The organism is Legionella sp. 16cNR16C (assembly GCF_021297775.1).
Lineage (GTDB): Bacteria > Pseudomonadota > Gammaproteobacteria > Legionellales > Legionellaceae > Legionella_C > Legionella_C quinlivanii_A.
Genome location: NZ_JAJTMX010000002.1, coordinates 856,859 through 878,197, shown reverse-complemented (window position 1 = coordinate 878,197; position 21,339 = coordinate 856,859). Strand labels below are relative to the sequence as shown.

Genomic DNA, 21,339 nt, shown 5'->3' with positions numbered 1-21,339 from the left:
AATCACATGACATTTTCAATAAACGATTTGCATTCTATTGCCGAATTAGCCCATCTCGATATAGAGGATGAGGACATGGATTCACTGGCGAAAGAAGTCAATTCGATTATAAATTTCGCAGAACGAATACAGCAAATGAACACCGATGAGGTCGCGCCACTGTTTCATCCAATGGATATGCATCAGCGTTTTCGTCCTGATGAAGTGAGCGAAGACAATTGCTTACAGCAGTTAGAGGAAATCGCTCCTTTATTTGAAGAAGCTCATTATCTGGTACCCAAGGTTATTGATACGGAAAAGCAGGATGTTTAAAAACTTACGAGAACTGATTACTGCTCTGCATAGCAAGAAAATATCCAGTACAGAATTAACCAGCCACTATCTTAAACGCATCGATCAGTATAAAACATTAAACTGCTTTATTAGTGTGGATGCCGAAGCAGCAATGATGCAAGCCCAAAAAGCGGATCAGCTTCTTCACAAAGGTGAAGCCCAGCTATTGACTGGCGTGCCAATGGCTCATAAAGATATTTTCTGCACATCCGAACTCGCAACCACTTGCGGATCAAGAATGCTCGCTGATTATAAATCACCCTTTCCAGCCACCGTGGTAAACAAATTCGCCGCTCACAATACTGTATTACTTGGTAAAACCAATATGGATGAATTTGCCATGGGCTCCACTAATGAGAACAGCTATTTTGGCCCGGTTAAAAATCCCTGGAATTTATCCTGTGTTCCCGGAGGATCGTCAGGCGGCTCCGCTGCCGCTGTTGCGGCCGACCTGTCAGCTTTTGCAACAGGCTCTGATACGGGAGGCTCCATCCGTCAGCCCGCTGCGTTTTGCGGCATATCCGGTATTAAACCTACCTATGGTCTCGTCTCCAGGTATGGCATGGTCGCTTATGCGTCCAGTCTGGATCAGGGAGGTCCAATGGCAAGAACCGCAGAAGATCTGGCTTTGGTTTTATCTGTCATGGCGGGATTTGATCCGAACGACTCCACTTCCTACCCCAGTAATATTCCCGATTACTCGAGTTTCCTGAATCAGTCTTTGAAGGGTCTGCGCGTTGGGCTTCCTTCCTGCTTTTTTCAGGCAGAAGTTAATTCGGAAATTCAGCTGGTAATCAGACACGCCGTGAAGCAATTGGAAGACGCCGGGGCGATTATCGTGGAAATGGATCTTGGCTTACAATCCCTGTGGGTTCCCTGCTACTATCTGATTGCCTGTGCTGAAGCCTCCTCCAATCTTTCACGTTATGATGGAATACGTTTTGGTTACCGAAGTGCCAGAGCTGGTGATATCAGAGAACTGATTGCGGCTTCACGCTCTGAAGGCTTCGGTCTTGAAGTCAAACGCCGAATTCTGACTGGTACTTATGCCCTGTCTTCCGGATATTTCGATGCTTATTATTTAAAAGCACTGAAAATACGTCGACTGATTCAGCAGGAACTATTGGCGCAATTTTCAAAAGTGGATGTTATCCTGGGACCTACAACCCCTACTCCGGCTTTTCCCCTTGGTGAAGTCCAATCTGATCCCATACAAAATTATTTGGCTGATATTTTTACAGTGGCATCAAATCTCGCTGGAATTCCGGCTATTTCCATTCCCGCGGGTCAGATTAGAGGCTTACCGGTGGGCATGCAGCTAATGGCAAAACATTTTAATGAAGCCTTGTTATTAAATGTCGCTCATCAATTTCAACTGATGACTGACTGGCATCAACGCCGACCGGCCTTGTGAGGACAATATTATGCAATGGGATACCGTAATCGGCCTTGAAGTGCATGTGCAGTTACAGACTAAATCCAAACTTTTTTCAGGCTCAGCAACTCAGTTCGGTGCACGGGCAAACACGCAGACTTCCTTTATTGACGCAGGCTTACCCGGTGTTTTGCCTGTGTTAAATAGTGAGGCCGTGCGTATGGCCATTCAATTTGGACTCGCCATTAACGCGAAGATCAATAACTTATCTTATTTTGAACGTAAAAATTATTTCTATCCTGATTTACCCAAGGGATACCAGATAAGCCAGTATCAGTCTCCCATCGTCAGTGATGGCCGTCTGCGTATTGAAACCCCCGATAGGGCTACGAAAGAAGTCGACATTGTACGTGCGCATTTGGAGGAAGACGCAGGTAAGTCGGTTCATGACGCCAATCCTGATTACACCGGCATTGATTTAAACCGCGCGGGAACTCCCTTGCTGGAAGTAGTCACTGCCCCCTGTCTCTACTCCTCTGAGGAAGCGATAGCCTATCTTAAAACATTGCATCAGTTAGTTCGTTTTCTAGGTATTTGCGATGGCAATATGCAGGAAGGCTCATTTCGCTGTGATGTTAATATTTCTTTAAAACCTGCCGGTTCCACAGGTTTAGGGGTACGTACTGAGTTGAAAAATCTCAATTCTTTCCGCTTTATTGAAAAAGCCATTGCCTATGAACAGGCAAGGCATCAGGATCTTCTGGAAAATGGTCAATCAGTAATTCAGGAAACCCGGCTGTTTAATCCCGATACCGAACGCACTTATGTATTGCGCACCAAGGAGAATGAGCAGGATTATCGTTACTTCCCGGATCCCGATCTCTTACCTGTGGATGTGGAGTCACTGGACATTGAAAGCATCAAAAACAGCCTGCCGCCATTACCTGAAACCATAAAAAAACAATTGACGGAAATGGAAAATATTAATGAGGATGACATACAGTTCATACTGTCTTCACCAGAAAACTATTATTTTTTTGTAAAAGTTTCCGAGCAAGCATCGGTTAGCGAGAAGCTCGTCATTAATTGGTTAAAAGGGCCTTATCAGGCATTGCTTAAGGAAAAGCAGATTGATTTTTCAAACCCGCCAATATCAAGCGCGCAAATCGCCTTATTACTGAAGCACATTAGTGCAGGCAGGATTAGTAATAATCAGGCTCGGCAAATATTTAATGATCTTGGGCTTCATCCGGATGCCAATATAGATCAACTGGTAAAAAATGCAGAAGCCAGCCAGGCTGAAAGCGCTGCTGAGATTGAGCACTTCATTAAAGAGTTGATTGAGAAAAATCAGGCACAGGCCCAGGAATATCGCCAGGGAAAAGAAAAAATCTTCGGTTTTTTTGTGGGCCAGGTAATGAAATACTCAAAAGGACAGGCGGATCCCGCTGTTGTTAATGAATTACTAAAAAAATATCTTGCCTGAGCAAGCATCTTGCACTTCGCTTATCAAGGCTACTCTCACAAGTAGCCTGATAAACGAAACGGGATTCATAACCCTGCGCTGGCATGTCGTACACTTCTTCTAGTAGGGTTTCACAATCACTGTAGTACCTACGTCAATGAAATCCTGATTCAACCATTGCGCGGCACTGGGCAGTACCCGTATACAACCATGGCTGGCATTATAGTTAGGAACTTCATAAGCTGCATGGATTGAATAACCGCCGCTAAAGTGCATACAGTAGGGCATTCTGGCTCCGCCGCCTGTTTCGATAGGATAAATACTGGATGTACATTCAGCACCTTTTTTAGAATATACCCTGAATGTACCTGTTACTGTGCGGCAAGGGCGACCCACGTCCTCACAGAAATCCTTTCCTCCCGAAGCACTTCCTGTCTGAACCCGATTACCCTGGGCATCATAAGCTGCCCATGCAGTCGCTTTCGGGTCAAAAATAAACACTTTGCGTCCTGTAGCCGCTCGCTTCTCAGGGAAGTAGTTGCTGCCTTTAGAATCCGATTTATAAAACGCCGTATAATGGGTGTAACCCCCATCATCGACAATCGGCACTGAGCGATCCATTGAAGCGCAAGCTGCGGTTAACACCGAAAGCGATCCAATGATAAGTTGTTTTTTCATTGGTGTATCCTCCCTCTCTTTTTTTTTGTTATCGGGAGAATAAAAAATAGGTTTAGCTTTTTTTATAATTTTTTTTAACTAATTGTTTTTTTTATGGGCTTCCAGTTCATTTTGCAGATTTTTTTTGATTTGCGGTGAAAGCATGGCTAAAATGGCTAACTTCAATTGTTCATCACTGCATTCAAAGCAACCTCCACGAGAAGGCATTGCCCCATACCCTTCTTCGGTATGTTTGAATAAGACATTAAATCCCTGCTTCAGCCGCGGGATCCAATCCTCATCCCGCTGAATGACAGGCGCTCTAAGATTAATCATCGGCTTGGCGGCGTGACAGGTTGCGCAAAAATGCTCAACAATCTGTTCTCCTTCCTGAGAGTTCCCCCTGATTTCCTGCAAAAATTCCTGGGGACGGTGGCTCGCTGACCACACATTCTGACTCAATATCCAGCTGATAATAATCATTCTAAAATACATCGTTGATGGTCCTTATAAAACAGCCATTAGAAAGTTGGCTTGATTTTTGCTTGGGGAGTTTTTTTATAAAACGGTATTGTACATGATTTTTTATCGATTAATTGTTTTCATTTTATTGCTTCATCCCCTGACTAATTATGCTGAAAATCAATCGCTTGATGTATTAAGACATAAAATAGAGTTGTTTGTTAAAGAGGAGCTTCCCAATCAACACTATGATCAAATCAATATCGTCGCAGAAAATATAGATCCCAGGTTACATTTACAGAAATGTCATAAAAATCAACTGGAAGCATTCAACCCTTATCAGCATCTCGCTAAACAACATACGACAATTGGTATTCGCTGCAAAGAACCCACTAACCACTGGACAATTTACGTACCAGTTCGAATTACTATTCTGAAGGAAGTTCTGGTGAGTTCTCATTCGCTTGCCAAGGGTGACATTATCACCGACAGAGATATTTATTTACAAAAACAAAATGTTAGTTTCGTCAGTCAGGATTATATTGATAACTCCGATCAGGCACTTGGTCTGGCGGTTAAAAAAAATATCAAAGAAGGACAGTTGATAACCCATAGCCTGCTGCAAAAACCCTGGTTAGTGAGAAAAGGTGAACAAATTCTTATTCAGGCCATTAACGGTGATATCAAAATTACTATGGCAGCAATTGCACTTGCAGACGGGGCTTTGAATGAAACTATAAAAGTCCGTAATCTGACAAGCAAACGAGTTGTCGATGCGCAGGTTATTGATGTCAGAAAAGTCTCGGTCTCATCTGCTTAGTCACACATCCTCCCTTCTCCCGCAAGCGGGAGAAGGGAGCAGCAGAGTTTAGTGACATTTTCTTTCCCTCTACCAAAAACCGGAGAAGGGAGCAGCAAAATTAGTGACATCTTCTTTTATTTATGATATAGCTAGGTCTGTAACACGAAAAGCCTCACTGATTGGACTTAAAGGGGCTACGCCTGGACAACTATCGGTAGACCTTTTTTATACTTTTTTCCAGGGTTTTTCTAAAGATTTTTAAAATGGAACCGATAACTATGATGAATGTAATTGAGGACAATATTATGGTTAACTCCATTAACGATTCCCATAATTTTAAGCAGCTGGATCCAGAGATTAAATTAAAAAACTCCCAGCAACTTCATCAAAATCGGAATGCTTCTGGTGCGAGTAATGTCAGTTTAAGCGATGTTACCAAGCAAATTGCCATGCTAAAAAAGTATGTCACGGATACCGAAGTTGTCAATGAAGCTCGAATTGAGTTTATTAAAAGTCAGATTGCCAGCGGGCAATATGAAATGTCTGGCCGACAAATTGCCGCCAATATGCTTAATCAAATGCAATCATTTTAAGGACTGTGATGACTTCTCCTCAGGCTTCAACACTGATTTCATTGCTAGCCAATGAAATTCATTTGCTCAATAACCTATGTAATGTACTGGCTCAGGAAAAAGAGATCCTTCTTAACAGGCAATTTGAGAATCTTGAAAGCCTTGCTAATCAAAAACAGGAATTATCAGAGCAATTGGAGGCAAGTGGAAAACAGCGCAGTGAGTTGCTCGCCTCCTCTTCCAATTCTTCAGAACATAAGAACGCACTGGAGATTTTTCTAAATAGCTGTTCCGCTGAAGAGGCCGGTCAGATTAAACGACTCAATGAAGAACTTGCAAACAAATTAATTCATTGCCGTGAGCTCAACACTGTTAACGGGCAGGTTATTGTCACTAATCTGAATATTCGCCAGGAACTGGTCCAGATTTTACATGGACAACACCCGGCAGAAGCAGTTAATACCTACACTTCCACAGGCGATTTAAACTCAAAAGCGGGCTCAAATCATCATGAGAAAGCCTAATTCACATGAGTGTTCAAATTGACATCATTTTGTAAAAAATATCATTGATAACTCTGTGCAATAAATGTATTATTTGCCTGAAATCAAGCATTGAGTATATTCATGCCTCATAAAAATACTTTATATAATTTTATTGCCCACTATATTGACGGCCAGAAAAAACTTGTTAACGTAAGAAAGTTAAGGCCTTTAACAACTCTGGACAAGAAAGATTATTATCTGATGGACCTCGAATTGCCAAGGCCAATCACCTTTGACCTGGATAATCAGAAGCTTGAACTCATCGAGCATCATATTAGCGTTTATGCGACAGAAAGTAATGATAATCCTGGATTAAGTCAGTACCATTACACTGTCAAATTAAAGCCAGTCAAGCCAGAAAAAGCTAAAAAAAAGCCCGATCCGCTGTCAGATCATTATATTCTCCATATTTATTTTAATGAAAAAGATGAGTTAACCAAACTCCCATCATTAAATTTTGTCAGTAAAGGTAGACAGAAAACCGTTTACATTGATCATGATTTGATCGGTAGATTCCTTGCGCTGACGGAAGAAATGATTAGACCTACATTAATGCAATTACGAGCACTCAAAAAAGAATGCATTGAACAACTGCAGCAGCAGTACCAGATTGAAGAAGCAAGAGCAAGCGAGCTTTCCACTGATTTGAAAAAAAATGCAGCAGAGCACAAGCAGGCCATACAACGAATGATAGCTATTCGGCTTGAATTAGATCCTCTTTTCAAACATGATAGCAATGCAGCAGTTGCTGAAATGCTTGGCGCTATCCAGTTTAAATCGCCTATTGCCCAGGAAAAAATCCCATTACCGCCGACAAAATCTGCGGAGGAGAAAAAACCAGCGCCCGCAAGTCAATCCAAACGTAAAAACAAGCAACCCAAAAAGTCCTTAAATAAAGGAAAAATCAGACAGTCTGAAAAAGAGTTTGAAAATGGCTTACAAAAGCTGACTCGAGAATTTGCAAAGCTTCAGTCAGAAAATAGCAGCAAACTGGCTATTGATTTATGCAATATGTTCGCAAAAACAAGCGAGCTATCCATTATTGCTCTGGATGCCAGCCCTTCTAAAGCAGGTTTAAGCGAACTAAACCTGCTACGCCTGCAGATACAAACCACAGGCGAGAAACTGCTGAAGCAGCTTGTTAAAGATAAAAACTTTGCGCTTGCTTCTACTCTTTATCCTTTTCACTCAAGTCTTGAACAACGTCTAATTAACGAAGCTTTAAGTTGCGGCGACGACCGTTTTCTGGACTTTTTAATTCAGTGCAGTGAGCATGATCTCAATTACCAGCCGCTAAGAATACGAGAACAAGCTTTCTCTTCCCCCATGCATTATTGTCTCCAGACTTGCCGTGGAAGCATGGACATGTCTGGTTGTTTTAGCACGTTAGTTAAGCATAACGCATCATTGTTAGTACCTGATGAACAGGGAATACCGCTGGCCCATATAATTTTAAGTGATCCCAATCACCCTTTCCAAAAACCGCTGACAGCCAGTAAGAAATTAACCAAAGATTTTTATTTCAAGCTTATTAGTCATTTGGAGAGCTATCTTTCCAGCCATGACCTGGATGAAGTCAGTGCAGAGCAAATGGCGATTGAAATCGACGTATACAGAAATCGGGCTCAATCCGCAGTACTTGCTCAGGAACTGAATGATATGTCGGAACTATCCAATGTAAGCAATATGGTCGAGTTAGCAGCCCATATCGGCAACGAACAGGTTCACAAGCTTGAAAGGGCTCCGGAAATCATTGAGGCCATAGATAATTTCAATCAGGTTGCTTTGGAGTTTAAGAGAAGACAGGTTCGCAGCAGTTGCTTAAGGACTCGGTCTATAAAAGAAATGATTGGCGACTTATTTTCCCATACGCCCGATAATATCAAAACGATGAGTTATGAAGAAATTCTTAAATGGCGGCTGTCTTTGTTTGAAAGCGCGCAAGGTCTGTTTCAAGAAATGGGAGAGTATGTTTCCATCCTGCCAGCCGGCAGCAGAAGAAAAGTGGTTAAGGCGCATCGCGGAATTATGGAGAAATGTGAAGAGGTGATAAGAGTCGCTCAATATTCGCCTGCGGAACCAAGCGCTGCGAATATATTCTCTTTTTTCGCTTCTGGTCTTTGCAGCGCCCTGGAAGCGCAGAAAGAGAGAGAAGAAGAGCAGGTGGAAAAAGAAGTTATACCACAGAATCGGTATGCTTTTCATTCTGACTCTTTGAGTAGTTCCGATGGAGAGGATAGTCCTTCCCCTTCCGGTAGAGAAATCGTGAAAAGATAAAACATAGCCCATCAATCCGTCATTGCATTCCTTTCAGCAATGACGGGATTTAACCGGCTTATTTTGCCTGCATTCTCAACGCACCATCCAATCGAATCACTTCACCATTCATCATTTGATTTTCAATAATGTGAATGACCAATGCAGCGAACTCCTCCGGCTTACCCAGTCTTTTGGGAAATGTCACCGTTGCAGCCAGTTTATCCTGAACCTCCTGCGGCATATTTAATAATAAGGGTGTGGCAATCAAACCAGGAGCAATAGTATTCACACGAATGGCATGCTCCGCCAGTTCTCTTGCTGCAGGTAGTGTCATGGCGACAACACCACCCTTGGAAGCACTATAGGCCAATTGTCCAATTTGTCCTTCAAAAGCTGCAATTGAAGCCGTATTAATTATCACACCTCGCTCACCGCTATTCTCATCTATTGCTAAACGAGTCATGGCTTCAGCCACCAATCTCATCACATTGAATGTACCAATAAGATTAATGTCGATGACCTGGCGGAATGCTGCCAGCGGCATAGCTCCTTCGCGGCCAATCATTTTCTTTGCCGGTGCAATACCTGCGCAATTAATGCAAATACGGGGGGTACCTAATTGCTCAATGGTTTCCTGCAGGGCACGCTCCACTTCGGATTCAGAACTCACATCACAGGTTATGGACAAATCCCCTTTTTCAGTACTTGTTTTATCCCAGATAGCCACTCGAGCACCCGCTTTCATTAATGCGTTCGCGCATGCCCATCCCATGCCGGATGCTCCACCCGTTATCACTGCAATTTGATTGTTAAGACTCACTTAGCTTCCCTCATTTCAAATATTGTTGGCTTAATCGTTTAAATTCCCCGCTCCCCGCTTTTTCAACCCATTCAAAAAATACCATTTCTGAAGTAACCAGTTGAATGCCAGCCTGTTTCATTCGCTTCAAACCATATTTCCAGTCAAGTGTCTTTCGGCTGCCCACCGCATCGACAACTACAAACACCTCATACCCTGCCTCAATTAATTCCATCGCGGTTTGCAAAACACAAACATGAGCCTCTATTCCAATTAAAACGGTTTGTTTTCTGTTCAGATTTTTTAGCGTGGAAATAAAATTGGGCTCACGGTGACAGGAAAAATACACTTTTTCAAAAGTTTCTGCATATTCAAGCGACTGAAGTTCATCCACTGTATGACCTAAACCAGAAGGATACTGCTCACTCACTAAACAGGGAACTGACAAATCACTTGCCAGTGACATTAGCCATTTGCAGCGCTCAATAATTACTTGAGAATGCTCTATCAGTGGCGCCAGTTTTTTTTGGACATCAATTAGCAATAAACATGAATTTTCTTTTTTGAGCAGCATTGTAACTTCCTTTTTCAAATAGGTTATTGTCGTCTGTGCGCATAAAGGTCAACTTAATAAGTTTACCTAAGTCCTCTCTCCCCTCAGGGGAGAGAGTTAGAGAGAGGGGTTTTAATCACCCTCACCCTAGCCCTCTCCCAGCTTGGGAGAGGGGATTTTTCTTTATGCTGACACCTATGCGCTTGCACGAAAATGACCTTCGTCCCCATTAAGCAGTAATCACATCTCAAACCTCGCCGAATGTCAAATGATTTGACTATCAAATGGCATTCAGATAGAATGTACCAATGTTACATTACATTAATACACTATCATGAAATCACACAACCATTCTAAACGTTCAAACAACCATTTAATGAAGGCAATTTGCTCATTGAAAAATGAAGACGAGGCCACTGCTTTTTTTAATGATCTCTGTACGCCTGCAGAACTTGAAGCAATGGCCGATCGCTGGGAAGTGGTTCCCTTACTACGTAAAGGCTTATCTTATAGAACGATTCACGAACAAACAGGAGTAAGCGTTACCACGATTACGCGTGTAGCGCGCTGTCTTAGCATGGGAAGCGGGGGTTATACACTGATTGCAGAGAGGTTAGATCAATCATGACAAAAAGATTACGTTTAGCGATACAAAAAAAAGGGCGCTTAGCCAAAGAATCGATAGAGCTGCTTAATCGTTGTGGATTAAAATTTCGCTTACGAGAAAATGCCCTGTTATGCCATGTCGAAAACTTCCCTATTGATTTACTGCTAATTCGTGACGATGATATTCCCGCATTACTTTTCGATGGTCTTTGTGACGGCGGCATTGTTGGCGAAAATGTTTTACTGGAGGCGGCACTAACTTTCCCCGATAAACCCTATTCTATTCTGCAAGCTTTAGGAACTTGCCGCTGTCGTCTTTCCATTGCGGTTCCAGAGTCATTTGACTATCGAGGCCCAGGATGTCTGGATGGCAAACGCATAGCCACCAGCTATCCTCTGCTTCTTAAAAAATATCTGGATGAAAATAAAATCTCTGCTGAATGTTTAACCCTTTCAGGCTCGGTCGAGGTTGCTCCGCGAATGGGCATGGCTGATGCAATCTGCGATCTGGTTTCAAGCGGGCAAACACTTGAAGACAACAAGTTGGTTGAGGTCGAAACGCTTTTAAACAGTCAGGCATTATTCATTCAATCATCTTATCCCCTTCCTGATGAACTGCAAAATCTGCTCATCATGCTTAAACGCCGCATTGAAGCGGTTCAGCAGGCACAGGAGAGAAAATATATTCTTTTTCATGCACCCCGTAATGCACTCCAGCAAATCTGTGAGTACTTGCCTGGCGCGGAGAGTCCAACAGTGCTTCCGCTGCCGGCTAATCCTGAAAAAGTAGCGGTACATGTCGTTTCCAGTGAAGGAATTTTCTGGAACACGCTGGAATCCATTAAAGCAATGGGAGCCAGCTCTATTCTGGTTTTACCCATTGAGAAAATGCTGGAGTAATCATGATTAAAATCATTAACTGGAACACTCTTTCTGATTCAGGCAAAGAGCAAATCCTTGAAAGACCCATTATGACCAATGATCCCTCTCAACAGGTCAGTGAAATTATTTCGCAGGTCAGAACCCAGGGGGACAGTGCTCTTCTTGATCTGACTGAAAAGCTCGATGGAGTGGTGTTGGATTCAATTCAGGTTGAGCCTGAGGCAATTTCCGAAGCCATAATTGAAGACAATGCGCTTGAAGCCATTGTACAGGCGACAGACACCATTACCAGGTATCATCAGGCGGTGCTGCCCTGTTCACAGACTATTGAGACAGCGCCCGGAATTATTATAGATAAGCAATATCGGCCTATTGAAAAAGTGGGACTCTATGTACCAGGCGGAAATAATACGCCATTAATTTCTTCCCTGCTGATGCAGGCCATTCCCGCCAAAATTGCGGGATGCCCGCTGCGCGTTTTATGTACTCCTCCTGATAAAACAGGTGGTATCGATCCTCATCTGCTGGTGGCTGCGCGCATCTGCGGTATAAGCACTATTTATAAACTGGGCGGAGCCCAGGCAATCGCGGCTCTAGCCTATGGAACAGAAACGGTCATCAAAATGGACAAATTATTTGGCCCAGGTAATCGTTTTGTGACCGAGGCAAAAACGCAGGTTTCAATTGATCCTAAAGGGGCCGCCATTGACATACCTGCCGGTCCATCCGAGGTGATGGTCGTGGCAGATAAATGGGCTAATCCGGAATTTGTCGCCGCCGACTTGCTAGCACAGGCAGAACATGGCTGCGATTCTCAAGTGATATTACTATGTGAGGAAGAAGCCTTTGCCTGCTCGGTTCAGACCGCCTTGTCAAGGCAAATCTATGAAATGCCTAAACAGGCGATCATTCGTCAGTCGCTGGGCATAGGAAGCATAATAGTCTGCAAGTCTGTTAAAGAACAGCTAGCTATAATAAATCGTTATGCGCCAGAGCATTTGATTATTAATCGCGAAGACGCCCGTGACTGGCTCAATGAGATCAAATCAGCCGGAACTGTTTTCCTGGGTCCCTGGGCAGCAGAAAGTATGGGCGATTATATCACCGGAAGTAATCACGTCCTGCCGACATTTGGGTATGCAAAGACACACAGCGGTTTGAGTACCGCTGATTTTATGAAATCAATGACTATCCAGTCGATTGATAAAGCCGGCCTTTTGGGCTTGGGGGAATATGCTATGAGGCTTGCAAAGCTTGAAAATCTGCAAGCTCATGCCAATGCCATTCAGCTTCGTATAGACTCGGTTTACGCAGGAGAATAATGTGACCATTTTAAATTTAATCCGCCCAGAATTTGCCAGATTGATTCCTTATCGACCGGGCGGTGATGAGCTTAAATACCGGCTGCACGCTAATGAATCGCCCAGCGCACCTGTTTCGGCCCTTGACCTGCCTTTAAATCAGTATCCGGATTATCAGCTTGAGCGGGAAGTTCAAAGGCTGCTTGCAGGATACTATAAAGTCAATCAGGAACAGATTGCGCTAACTCGTGGAAGTGATGACGGTATCGATCTTTTGATGCGTTTATTTTTAATCGCAGGACAGGACAGCATTTTGCAATGCCCGCCCACTTTCCCCATGTATCGATTTTATGCGCAACTGCAAAATGCGGCTGTGATTGACTGCCCTTTGGACTTTAAATCCGATTTTAGCCTGGATTTGCAAAAACTGTTTTCAAGCTGGCGTGAAGGCTGCAAACTGGTGATGCTATGCAGTCCTAATAATCCCACTGGTAATTGTCTGGATATTGCCAGCATTGCCGAAATCTGCGAACAGTTTACCAATAAAGCGGCAGTCGTCGTTGATGAAGCCTATATTGATTTTTCCGCTCGGGAAAGTGCTATTAGTTTACTCCCGCAATTTGAAAATCTGATTATTTTGAGAACACTGTCCAAAGCCTATGGACTCGCCTCTGTCAGAGTGGGAGCGGTCGTCGCTAACCAGGCATTCATTCAGCAAATAAAAAAGATTATCCCCCCCTATCATTTGGCAGCACCGGTATTGAAAATTGCCGAATTAGCATTGAAAAACCCGGAATGGCTTGCGAACTCTGTCTGCCACATTGTGGAACAGCGTCAAAACCTGATTAAAGCCCTGGAGGCTTTTGCATGGATAGAAACTGTCTACCCCAGCGAGGCGAATTTTATTTTAATAAAAAGCCCTTATAACGCCCAGTTACAAGTCTGGCTCGCCTCACATGACATTGCAGTCCGGCAATTGCCAAATACTTCCGAACTGCACAATATGCTGCGCATCACAGTCGGTGATGCGATGCAAAATACCCTGCTCCTTGACGTATTAAACCGTTTTAAACCAACAGGTGTTGTATGAAAAAACTGTTACTCATTGATCGGGATGGAACCTTGGTGGAAGAGCCTGAAGATTTTCAGGTAGACCGGTTTGAGAAAGTTAAACTTTTGCCTGATGTGATCCCTTCTCTACTTCGTTTACAAAATGCAGGGTATCAGTTCATCATGATCACGAATCAGGATGGCCTGGGAACTGACAGTTTCCCGTTGCCAGACTTTGAGCGGTGTCAGAATTTCATCCTGGATTTATTTTTATCACAGGGTATACGCTTTCAGGACATCCTCATTTGCCCACACAAAGGGGAAGATGCTTGTTTTTGCCGTAAACCCGCTATTGGGTTAATGACTGAGTTTCTTAAAAATAATGAACTGGATCAAACGAGCTGGATGGTAGGCGACCGTGTAAGCGATCGTCAATTTGCGGAAAATCTCGGTATTGGCTTTTTGGAGGTTAACAAACAACAAAGCTGGCCGGAAATTGTTAATCTCATTCTGGCAAGAAAGGCCCGGATTAAACGGCGTACGCGTGAGACAGCGATAGAGATGAGCCTGACTCTTGACTCGGAAAACAATATTTCGATAAATACGCCCATTCCCTTTTTCTCTCACATGCTGGAGCAGGTTGCCAAACATGGCGGATTTGCCTTGCAACTGAATGCCTTGGGCGATACAGAAGTGGATGAGCACCACTTGATTGAAGACACTGCCTTAGTCTTGGGCGACGCACTGCGTGAAGCATTAGGCGATAAGCGAGGAATTGGCCGCTATGGATTTACCCTGCCAATGGATGAAGCTCTGGCAGCTATTGCCATTGATTTGGGCGGAAGATCCTATTGCCACTTTGAAGCATCGTTTACCCGGGAATTTGTAGGCGGGATGGCTACCGAAATGGTTCCCCACTTTTTTCATTCCCTAGCCGCAAGTCTTAGAGCAAGCATTCATATAAAAATCACCGGTGAAAACCATCACCATATGATAGAAGCCTGCTTTAAAGCCCTGGGCCGCGCATTAAGACAAGCCTGTGCCCGAATAGACAATGACTTACCTTCGACCAAGGGGATTTTATGATTGCGGTACTGGATATCTGTGGAAACAATCTGGCCTCGTTGAGTAACTCACTGGCCCGACTGGGCTATGACTATACACTCACCCACAATCCAAAGGAAATTGAACAGGCCAGTCACTTGATAATTCCTGGCGTTGGCACTGCTTTATCCGGCATGAAAGCCTTGGTTGAATACGGGCTTGTTGATCTAATCAGAGGGCTAGAGCAACCCGTTCTGGGAATTTGTCTCGGTATGCAGTTGCTTTATGAATACAGTGAAGAAGGCCAGGTGGAATGCCTGGGCCTGCTTCCGGGAAAAGTGAGCAGTTTTTTTCCACAGAAAGGCTGTCCAGTCCCTCATATGGGTTGGAATTCTATAAGCTGGTTGCAGGAGTCTCCTCTTCAGCAACAGCTTCCCCAAAAGACATTTCTGTACTTTGTGCATAGTTATGCCCGATTTATTGACAAAAGTAATGAGCACACAATAGCCAGCTGTGACTATATGCAGCCCTTCTCTGCGATTGTGCAGCAGGGAAATAAAGTAGGGATGCAGTTTCATCCGGAAAAATCAGCAGAAGCCGGCTTACAGTTACTTGATAACTTTTTAAGGATGCAATAATGAATATTATTCCTGCCATCGATTTAAAACAAGGGCAATGCGTCCGTTTGCGTCAGGGCGAGTTTTCACAGACCACAATTTATCCACAAACAGCTCTGCAATTGGCAAGTTTTTATCGCCAAAAAGGAATGACTCGTTTACATCTGGTGGATTTAGACGGCGCACGCTCGGGCTGTATGGAACAGCTTGAATTAATGACCAGCCTTCTACCCTCCGGTTTAATTTTACAGGCAGGCGGTGGAGTTCGCTCGCTTGAAACAGTAAAGCAATGCCTTGATGCCGGAATTCATAACATCGTTCTGGGGAGTCTGGCGGTCCATGATCCCGATTTAACGCGATCGATTATCCGACTGGCCGGCAGCGGCCGAATTGTGCTGGCATTAGATATTCGCTGGAGCAATAGCCTGCCTTTGCTTACCAGTCACGGCTGGCAGCAACCTACGGCGATTAGTCTTTGGGATCTCGTTGAGGCTTATTCGGATATGAACATTCGTGAAATTCTTTGTACGAATGTGCAGTGCGACGGCATGATGCAAGGCCCTGATTTTTCACTTTACCAGCAAGCTATTGAACGATTTCCGCAAATTCAGTGGCAGGCCTCTGGTGGAATTCGTGGCGCAGATGATCTGAAGCGCTTGGCAGATATGGGATTGTCAGCCGCCATTCTCGGGCGGATGCTTTATGAAACCGATTTTGATTTATCCAGTTATTCTGAAGGAGTTTTGCTATGTTAACCAAACGCCTTATTCCCTGCCTGGATGTATGTAATAATCAGGTTGTTAAGGGGGTTCAATTCAGAAATCATCGAATTATTGGCGATATACTGCCTTTGGCCAGCCACTATTCACAGTCCGGTGCCGATGAGCTGGTATTTTATGATATCACGGCCAGCAGTGAAGATCGCGCAGTCTCTTTAGACTGGATTGAAGCAATCGCCAAAACAATCAATATTCCCTTTACTGTTGCTGGCGGCATCCGTACACTGGATAAAGGGCGAGCTATTTTAAATGCGGGAGCAGATAAACTCTCTATCAACAGCCCGGCTTTGGAGAGACCGCAATTAATCAATGAATTGAGTGATCAATTTGGAAAGCAATGCGTTGTTATCGGGATCGATAGCCAGTGGATTGACGATGATTACTATGTATTCCAATACACAGGCAATCCGGACAAAACATTGAATTCAAGGCGCAAAACCCTGGATTGGGTGAAGGAAGTTCAGGCAAGAGGTGCTGGAGAAATTGTATTGAATTGTATGCAATCGGATGGTGTAAAAAAAGGCTATGATATTCACCAGTTGCAAATGCTCAGAGAAGTAGTTCATGTTCCATTAATTGCTTCTGGCGGAGCAGGTGCTGCTGACGACTTTATTGCTGTATTCAAAGAAGCTCAAGTTGATGGAGCGCTCGCAGCGTCTATCTTTCACGACAGAATTGCAAGTATCCAGGAAATCAAATGCTTGCTTGCGGAAAATAATATCGAGGTTAGATTATGAATCATATTGATAATACATTATTAGACTGGGAAAAAATGAATAATCTGATTCCCGCCATAATTCAACATGCCAATAACGGTGATATACTGATGCTAGGTTATATGGATCCTCAGGCACTTGAAATAACCCAGGTTACCAGAAAACTGACTTTATACAGCCGAAGCAAACAACGTATATGGCGTAAAGGGGAAAGCTCGGGTAATTCAATGGATGTCATCTCACTGGCTGTAGATTGTGACGGCGATAGTCTTTTAGTTCAGGTTATTCCAACAGGACCTGCCTGCCATCTTGGTTATTCAAGCTGTTATAAACCAGTGACCACGGCAAAAATCAACTTTCTCGCCTGTCTCGCTGACATCATTCAAACGCGTGGCGACCAGCAGGAAGGGATTAGTTATACTGCCCAACTGGTTCAATCCGGGGTGCCTCGATGCGCTCAAAAAGTGGGCGAAGAAGCCGTTGAAACAGTGATTGCCGCAGTAGAAGGCCATAAAGACGCAGTCATCGAGGAAACAGCAGATTTACTATTTCATGTTCTGGTACTGCTCAAAGCCTGCGAGCTCGATCTCTACCAAGTGATTGATTGTTTACAGCAACGACATATGCCAATCGTTCAACAAAAGTAGTTATGCAAATTATACGCAGCCTGGCTAGCCAGAACCTAGGCTCACTGCTGTTAAGAATTCATTCCTCAGTTCAAATACACCTACGTCCCTCGGCTTGTCCGAGGGATCCAGGAAACTCATAGAGAAACACTGGACCCTGCGGACAAGCCGCAGGGCGTAGGGGGATGCGTGGGTTGTAGATATATAAGTGAGCTTAACGTAATGGCAATGCGCCCCTGGGCTATACGGATATTTTCGTTCATTCCTCATCTTGTAGTATACTTTCAACCCTCAAATAGTCTTGATCGTGATTTATGCAAAACGCCATACTCCAATATCCATCTGTTGACCGAAAACAAAACTGGGGAAGCCTTCATGGCTGCAGCTTGTCACTTGCCCTGTCGGAATACTGCCTGAATGAACCCGGGGTTAAATTACTTATCACCCCTGATACTCTGACGGCCAATCAACTCATGTCAGAGTTGCGTTTTTTTCTCGGACAATCCAATTGTGAACTGCTTTATTTTCCTGACTGGGAAACCCTGCCCTATGATTTATTTTCTCCCCATCAGGATATTATTTCGGAACGCCTGCTCACATTAAACCGCTTGCAGCAGGCCAGTAAGGCGATTGTTATCGCATCAGCCTCAACGCTGATGCACAGGCTTTGTCCTCCGGCATTTCTGCATCAATATGCCTTTGCGCTGAAACAGGGCCAAACACTTGATCTGGGCCATTTCAGAAGCCAGCTGCAAAATGGCGGCTATCATTCGGTCAATAAAGTATTAGAGCATGGGGAATACGCGGTTCGCGGTTCGATTATTGACATGTATCCAATGGGTAGCAATTGCCCATTCCGCATTGAACTATTCGATGATGAAATTGAAAGCCTTCGTCAGTTTGATACTGAATCGCAGCGAACGATTGCCAAGGTTGATCGAATTGAAATTCTTCCAGCCAGAGAATTCCCGCTTAATGAAGCCAGCATTACTCTGTTTCGCAGAAATTTTCGGGAACAGTTTTCGGGTAATCCAAGTCAATGCCCTGTTTATGAAAGCGTCAGCAATAGCCAGTATCCTTCTGGTATTGAATATTATCTGCCTCTTTTCTTTGAAAATACGGCCACTTTTTTTGACTATTTACCAGAAAATGCAAGCATTTGTCTTGTACAGAACATCCCCGAAGAAGCGGAGCGATTCTGGCAGGAATTAAAACTGCGCTATGAGCAGCGCCGCTATGATATCAGCCGGCCAGTATTGACACCGGAACAAATGTTTATTACCCCCACGGATCTCCTGACTCAGGTGAATACGCATCAGCAATTACGCGTCTGGCATCAGGAAGTCGATAGAAAAGGGGCGGTATTTAACTTCAAGGTGAAGGAAGCCCCCGCTCTTCCTGTTCAACGTCAGTCACCACAGCCTTTACATCGTCTACGGGAATATCTCAGCCAACCCGATCGCCGTCATTTAATTGTGGTGGAGAGTGCTGGCCGCCGCGAAGTTCTTTTGGATTTGCTAAGGCAAACCGGGATTAGTGCAAATCAGCTCAGCGACTGGCAATCATTTGTTAGCAGCGATGATTTAATTAGTATTACAACCGGCCCTCTGATTGAAGGAGCGGAGCTTTTAGACTCGCAAATCGCTATTATTGTCGAAGCCCAGCTTTTCGGTGAACAGGCCATTCCCCAGCGCCGGAGTACGCAAAAAACAGTCGATCCGGATTTGATCATCCGGGATTTATCAGAGTTACGTCTTCATGCGCCGGTGGTGCATATTCAGTTTGGAGTCGGGCGTTACCAGGGGCTTAAAACACTCGAAACCAATGACAGTATTAATGAATTCCTGGTCTTATCCTATGCTGGTGATGATAAAATATATGTTCCAGTCACCTCTTTACATCTGATTAGCCGATACACTGGCATGGATAGTGAGCATGCCCCGCTCCATAAATTGGGCAGCGACCAGTGGCAGAAGGAAAAGAAAAAAGCAGCAGAAAAAATCCACGATGTGGCTATTGAATTGCTCGACATTTATGCCAAACGTGAAGCGCAGCCCGGATTTGTGTATGAGTTTGATTCCCTTGAATATCAACGTTTCGCCAGTGGATTCCCGTTTACAGAAACTGTTGATCAATTAAATGCAATCAATGAAATTATCAAGGACATGAAATCTCCAAGGCCAATGGACCGCCTGATATGCGGCGATGTGGGTTTTGGGAAAACAGAAGTTGCCATGAGAGCCGCTTTTCTGGCGGTTCAGAACAACAAGCAAGTCTGTGTCCTCGTTCCAACAACGCTTTTGGCGGGTCAGCATTTTGAAAATTTCCGTGATCGCTTCGCCGATTTTCCAGTCAATCTTGAATTACTTTCCCGATTTCGCAGCACCAAGGAATCAACTCAGGTTATAGATGGATTAAAATCCGGAAAAATTGACATTGTTATTGGCACGCACAAACTATTCTCCAAGGACATTAGTTTCAAAAATCTGGGCTTATTAATTATTGATGAAGAGCATCGATTCGGAGTCAAACAAAAAGAGCATATTAAATCGCTTCGCACCCATATCGATATCTTATCCATGACGGCAACACCAATACCAAGAACTTTAAACATGGCAATGGGAGGGATCCGTGATATTTCCCTGATTGCAACCCCGCCCGCCAAACGACTGGCTATCAAAACATTTTGGCAGGAAAAGCAGACCTCTGTGTTACGCGAAGCTATCCTGAGAGAAATACTGCGTGGGGGCCAGGTTTACTTTCTGCACAATAACGTACAGACAATTGATAAAACGGCTGAGGAATTGCAGGAAATGATTCCGGAAGCAAAAATCCGCACCGCTCATGGACAGATGAGGGAAAGAGAGCTTGAAAAAATAATGTCTGATTTCTATCATCATCGCTTTAACGTACTGGTATGCACGACGATCATAGAAACCGGTATTGATATTCCCACGGCGAATACGATTATTATCGATCGGGCTGATAAATTTGGTCTGGCACAATTACATCAGTTAAGAGGCCGGGTCGGCCGCTCGCATCATCAGGCCTATGCCTATTTGTTTACTCCCAATGAAAAGCTGCTGACTCCCGATGCGGTAAAACGTCTGGAAGCTATCGTGTCACTGGAAGATCTCGGTGCCGGCTTTACACTGGCCACTCATGATCTGGAAATCCGCGGCGCAGGCGAACTGTTAGGTGAAGAACAAAGCGGCAATATGCATGCGGTAGGTTTTCATCTGTTTATGGAAATGCTCGACAAGGCGGTTAGCGATTTAAAATCCGGAAAAACTCCGGAACTGGGCGGGCCTATGCAGCAAGGACCTGAAGTTGATCTCCGTTTAAGCGCGATTTTGCCTGAAGAGTATATTGCTGACATCCACACTCGTCTGATTATGTACAAACGTATTGCCAATGCAGGCGATAAAGAGCAATTGCGTGATCTGCAGATTGAAATGATCGACCGCTTTGGGCTGCTTCCTCCTCAAGCCAAATATTTATTATGGGTCACCGAGTTGAAGCTTATAGCGGCCGGGTTGGGGATTAATAAAATATACGCAGCACAGCAGCAAGGTAAAATTGAGTTTGGAGAAAATCCCAGGATCAATACAGGTGTACTGATCAATCTCATTCAGGTTCATGCCAAACGCTATCAGCTTGAAGGCCCTTCCAGGCTCAAGTTTACACTGGATAGCGAAAGCCATGAGGAACGAATTCTCGAGATTAAGAATTTGTTATTGAAGTTGGGTAATGAGGGGTGAGCCTTCGAGACGAGAAGAAAAATCCGTCTTTGCGAGCGTTAGCGAAGCAATCCCTAACTGTATTCAAGCTTCGATCTGGATTGCTTCACTTCGTTCGCAAAGACGACAGTTCTGGCCGAAACGGGAAAAAGATAC

The 21,339-nt window shown here is 44.1% G+C and carries 21 protein-coding genes; 17 read left to right on the top strand and 4 right to left on the bottom strand.

Annotated elements, in window-relative coordinates; genetic code table 11:
- Window positions 1-6: 6 nt before the first annotated feature.
- Genes gatC through gatB form a run of 3 tightly spaced genes read left to right on the top strand, consistent with a single transcriptional unit; the run spans window position 7 to window position 3,194 of the window.
- On the top strand, window positions 7-312 hold the full coding sequence (gene gatC / locus LXA66_RS07750) for an Asp-tRNA(Asn)/Glu-tRNA(Gln) amidotransferase subunit GatC (protein ID WP_112219808.1): 306 nt from the start codon (window positions 7-9) through the stop codon (window positions 310-312).
- Window positions 305-1,747, top strand: a complete 1,443-nt coding sequence (gatA, locus tag LXA66_RS07745) for an Asp-tRNA(Asn)/Glu-tRNA(Gln) amidotransferase subunit GatA (protein WP_233012670.1) — start codon at window positions 305-307, stop codon at window positions 1,745-1,747. The genes gatC and gatA overlap by 8 nt, the downstream gene beginning before the upstream one ends.
- A 10-nt stretch (window positions 1,748-1,757) precedes the next feature.
- A complete protein-coding gene (gene gatB, locus LXA66_RS07740; RefSeq protein ID WP_233012669.1) occupies window positions 1,758-3,194 on the top strand; it encodes an Asp-tRNA(Asn)/Glu-tRNA(Gln) amidotransferase subunit GatB in 1,437 nt (478 codons plus the stop codon).
- Window positions 3,195-3,293: 99 nt separating this feature from the next.
- Here gatB and LXA66_RS07735 read toward each other — a convergent pair whose 3' ends face one another.
- Both LXA66_RS07735 and LXA66_RS07730 read right to left on the bottom strand, forming a co-directional pair.
- Window positions 3,294-3,851 carry a L,D-transpeptidase gene (locus LXA66_RS07735; protein ID WP_112219750.1) on the bottom strand — a complete coding sequence of 186 codons (558 nt, stop codon included), beginning with the start codon at window positions 3,849-3,851 and terminating at the stop codon, window positions 3,294-3,296.
- 78 nt (window positions 3,852-3,929) lie between these two features.
- Entirely contained in the window at window positions 3,930-4,325 is a 396-nt protein-coding gene (locus LXA66_RS07730; RefSeq protein ID WP_233012668.1) for a cytochrome c5 family protein, read from the bottom strand.
- 82 nt (window positions 4,326-4,407) lie between these two features.
- Here LXA66_RS07730 and flgA point away from each other — a divergent pair, with 82 nt between their 5' ends.
- The 4 genes from flgA (at window position 4,408) to LXA66_RS07710 (ending at window position 8,488) form a co-directional block, all read left to right on the top strand.
- Window positions 4,408-5,112: a flagellar basal body P-ring formation chaperone FlgA gene (gene flgA, locus LXA66_RS07725; protein ID WP_233012667.1), complete on the top strand. Its 705-nt coding sequence runs from the start codon at window positions 4,408-4,410 to the stop codon at window positions 5,110-5,112.
- Window positions 5,113-5,372: 260 nt separating this feature from the next.
- Window positions 5,373-5,687, top strand: coding sequence for a flagellar biosynthesis anti-sigma factor FlgM (flgM, locus tag LXA66_RS07720; RefSeq protein ID WP_058506657.1), 315 nt, complete (start codon window positions 5,373-5,375; stop codon window positions 5,685-5,687).
- An 8-nt stretch (window positions 5,688-5,695) separates the two neighbouring features.
- Complete coding sequence (locus tag LXA66_RS07715) at window positions 5,696-6,190, top strand: flagella synthesis protein FlgN (protein WP_233012666.1); 495 nt, start codon at window positions 5,696-5,698, stop codon at window positions 6,188-6,190.
- Between the two features lie 102 nt (window positions 6,191-6,292).
- Entirely contained in the window at window positions 6,293-8,488 is a 2,196-nt protein-coding gene (locus tag LXA66_RS07710) for a hypothetical protein (RefSeq protein WP_233012665.1), read from the top strand.
- Window positions 8,489-8,546: 58 nt separating this feature from the next.
- On the opposite strand, the gene LXA66_RS07705 is transcribed toward LXA66_RS07710, so the two are convergent.
- Both LXA66_RS07705 and LXA66_RS07700 read right to left on the bottom strand, forming a co-directional pair.
- Window positions 8,547-9,290, bottom strand: a complete 744-nt coding sequence (locus LXA66_RS07705) for an SDR family NAD(P)-dependent oxidoreductase (protein ID WP_233012664.1) — start codon at window positions 9,288-9,290, stop codon at window positions 8,547-8,549.
- Window positions 9,291-9,300: 10 nt separating this feature from the next.
- Window positions 9,301-9,843 (bottom strand): hydrolase, encoded by a 543-nt coding sequence (locus tag LXA66_RS07700; RefSeq protein ID WP_233012663.1) that lies wholly within the window; start codon window positions 9,841-9,843, stop codon window positions 9,301-9,303.
- Between the two features lie 313 nt (window positions 9,844-10,156).
- Between LXA66_RS07700 and LXA66_RS07695 the strand changes: the two genes are divergently transcribed.
- From LXA66_RS07695 to mfd, 10 genes are all read left to right on the top strand, one after another.
- The gene (locus LXA66_RS07695; RefSeq protein ID WP_112219757.1) at window positions 10,157-10,450 is read left to right on the top strand and encodes a YerC/YecD family TrpR-related protein; all 294 of its coding nucleotides are present in this window, start codon (window positions 10,157-10,159) and stop codon (window positions 10,448-10,450) included.
- Entirely contained in the window at window positions 10,447-11,328 is an 882-nt protein-coding gene (gene hisG / locus LXA66_RS07690) for an ATP phosphoribosyltransferase (protein WP_233012662.1), read from the top strand. Before LXA66_RS07695 ends, hisG begins: the two co-directional genes overlap by 4 nt.
- Before the next feature lie 2 nt (window positions 11,329-11,330).
- On the top strand, window positions 11,331-12,632 hold the full coding sequence (gene hisD, locus LXA66_RS07685) for a histidinol dehydrogenase (RefSeq protein WP_233012661.1): 1,302 nt from the start codon (window positions 11,331-11,333) through the stop codon (window positions 12,630-12,632).
- 1 nt (window position 12,633) lies between these two features.
- The gene (hisC, locus tag LXA66_RS07680; RefSeq protein ID WP_233012660.1) at window positions 12,634-13,701 is read left to right on the top strand and encodes a histidinol-phosphate transaminase; all 1,068 of its coding nucleotides are present in this window, start codon (window positions 12,634-12,636) and stop codon (window positions 13,699-13,701) included.
- Complete coding sequence (hisB, locus tag LXA66_RS07675) at window positions 13,698-14,747, top strand: bifunctional histidinol-phosphatase/imidazoleglycerol-phosphate dehydratase HisB (protein WP_233012659.1); 1,050 nt, start codon at window positions 13,698-13,700, stop codon at window positions 14,745-14,747. The genes hisC and hisB overlap by 4 nt, the downstream gene beginning before the upstream one ends.
- The gene (gene hisH / locus LXA66_RS07670) at window positions 14,744-15,343 is read left to right on the top strand and encodes an imidazole glycerol phosphate synthase subunit HisH (protein WP_233012658.1); all 600 of its coding nucleotides are present in this window, start codon (window positions 14,744-14,746) and stop codon (window positions 15,341-15,343) included. Before hisB ends, hisH begins: the two co-directional genes overlap by 4 nt.
- The gene (locus LXA66_RS07665; RefSeq protein ID WP_233012657.1) at window positions 15,343-16,077 is read left to right on the top strand and encodes a HisA/HisF-related TIM barrel protein; all 735 of its coding nucleotides are present in this window, start codon (window positions 15,343-15,345) and stop codon (window positions 16,075-16,077) included. Before hisH ends, LXA66_RS07665 begins: the two co-directional genes overlap by 1 nt.
- The gene (gene hisF / locus LXA66_RS07660; protein WP_233012656.1) at window positions 16,071-16,838 is read left to right on the top strand and encodes an imidazole glycerol phosphate synthase subunit HisF; all 768 of its coding nucleotides are present in this window, start codon (window positions 16,071-16,073) and stop codon (window positions 16,836-16,838) included. The genes LXA66_RS07665 and hisF overlap by 7 nt, the downstream gene beginning before the upstream one ends.
- Window positions 16,835-17,464: a bifunctional phosphoribosyl-AMP cyclohydrolase/phosphoribosyl-ATP diphosphatase HisIE gene (gene hisIE, locus LXA66_RS07655; protein ID WP_058506669.1), complete on the top strand. Its 630-nt coding sequence runs from the start codon at window positions 16,835-16,837 to the stop codon at window positions 17,462-17,464. Before hisF ends, hisIE begins: the two co-directional genes overlap by 4 nt.
- Before the next feature lie 293 nt (window positions 17,465-17,757).
- Entirely contained in the window at window positions 17,758-21,204 is a 3,447-nt protein-coding gene (mfd, locus tag LXA66_RS07650; protein WP_233012655.1) for a transcription-repair coupling factor, read from the top strand.
- The last annotated feature ends 135 nt before the right edge of the window (window positions 21,205-21,339 follow it).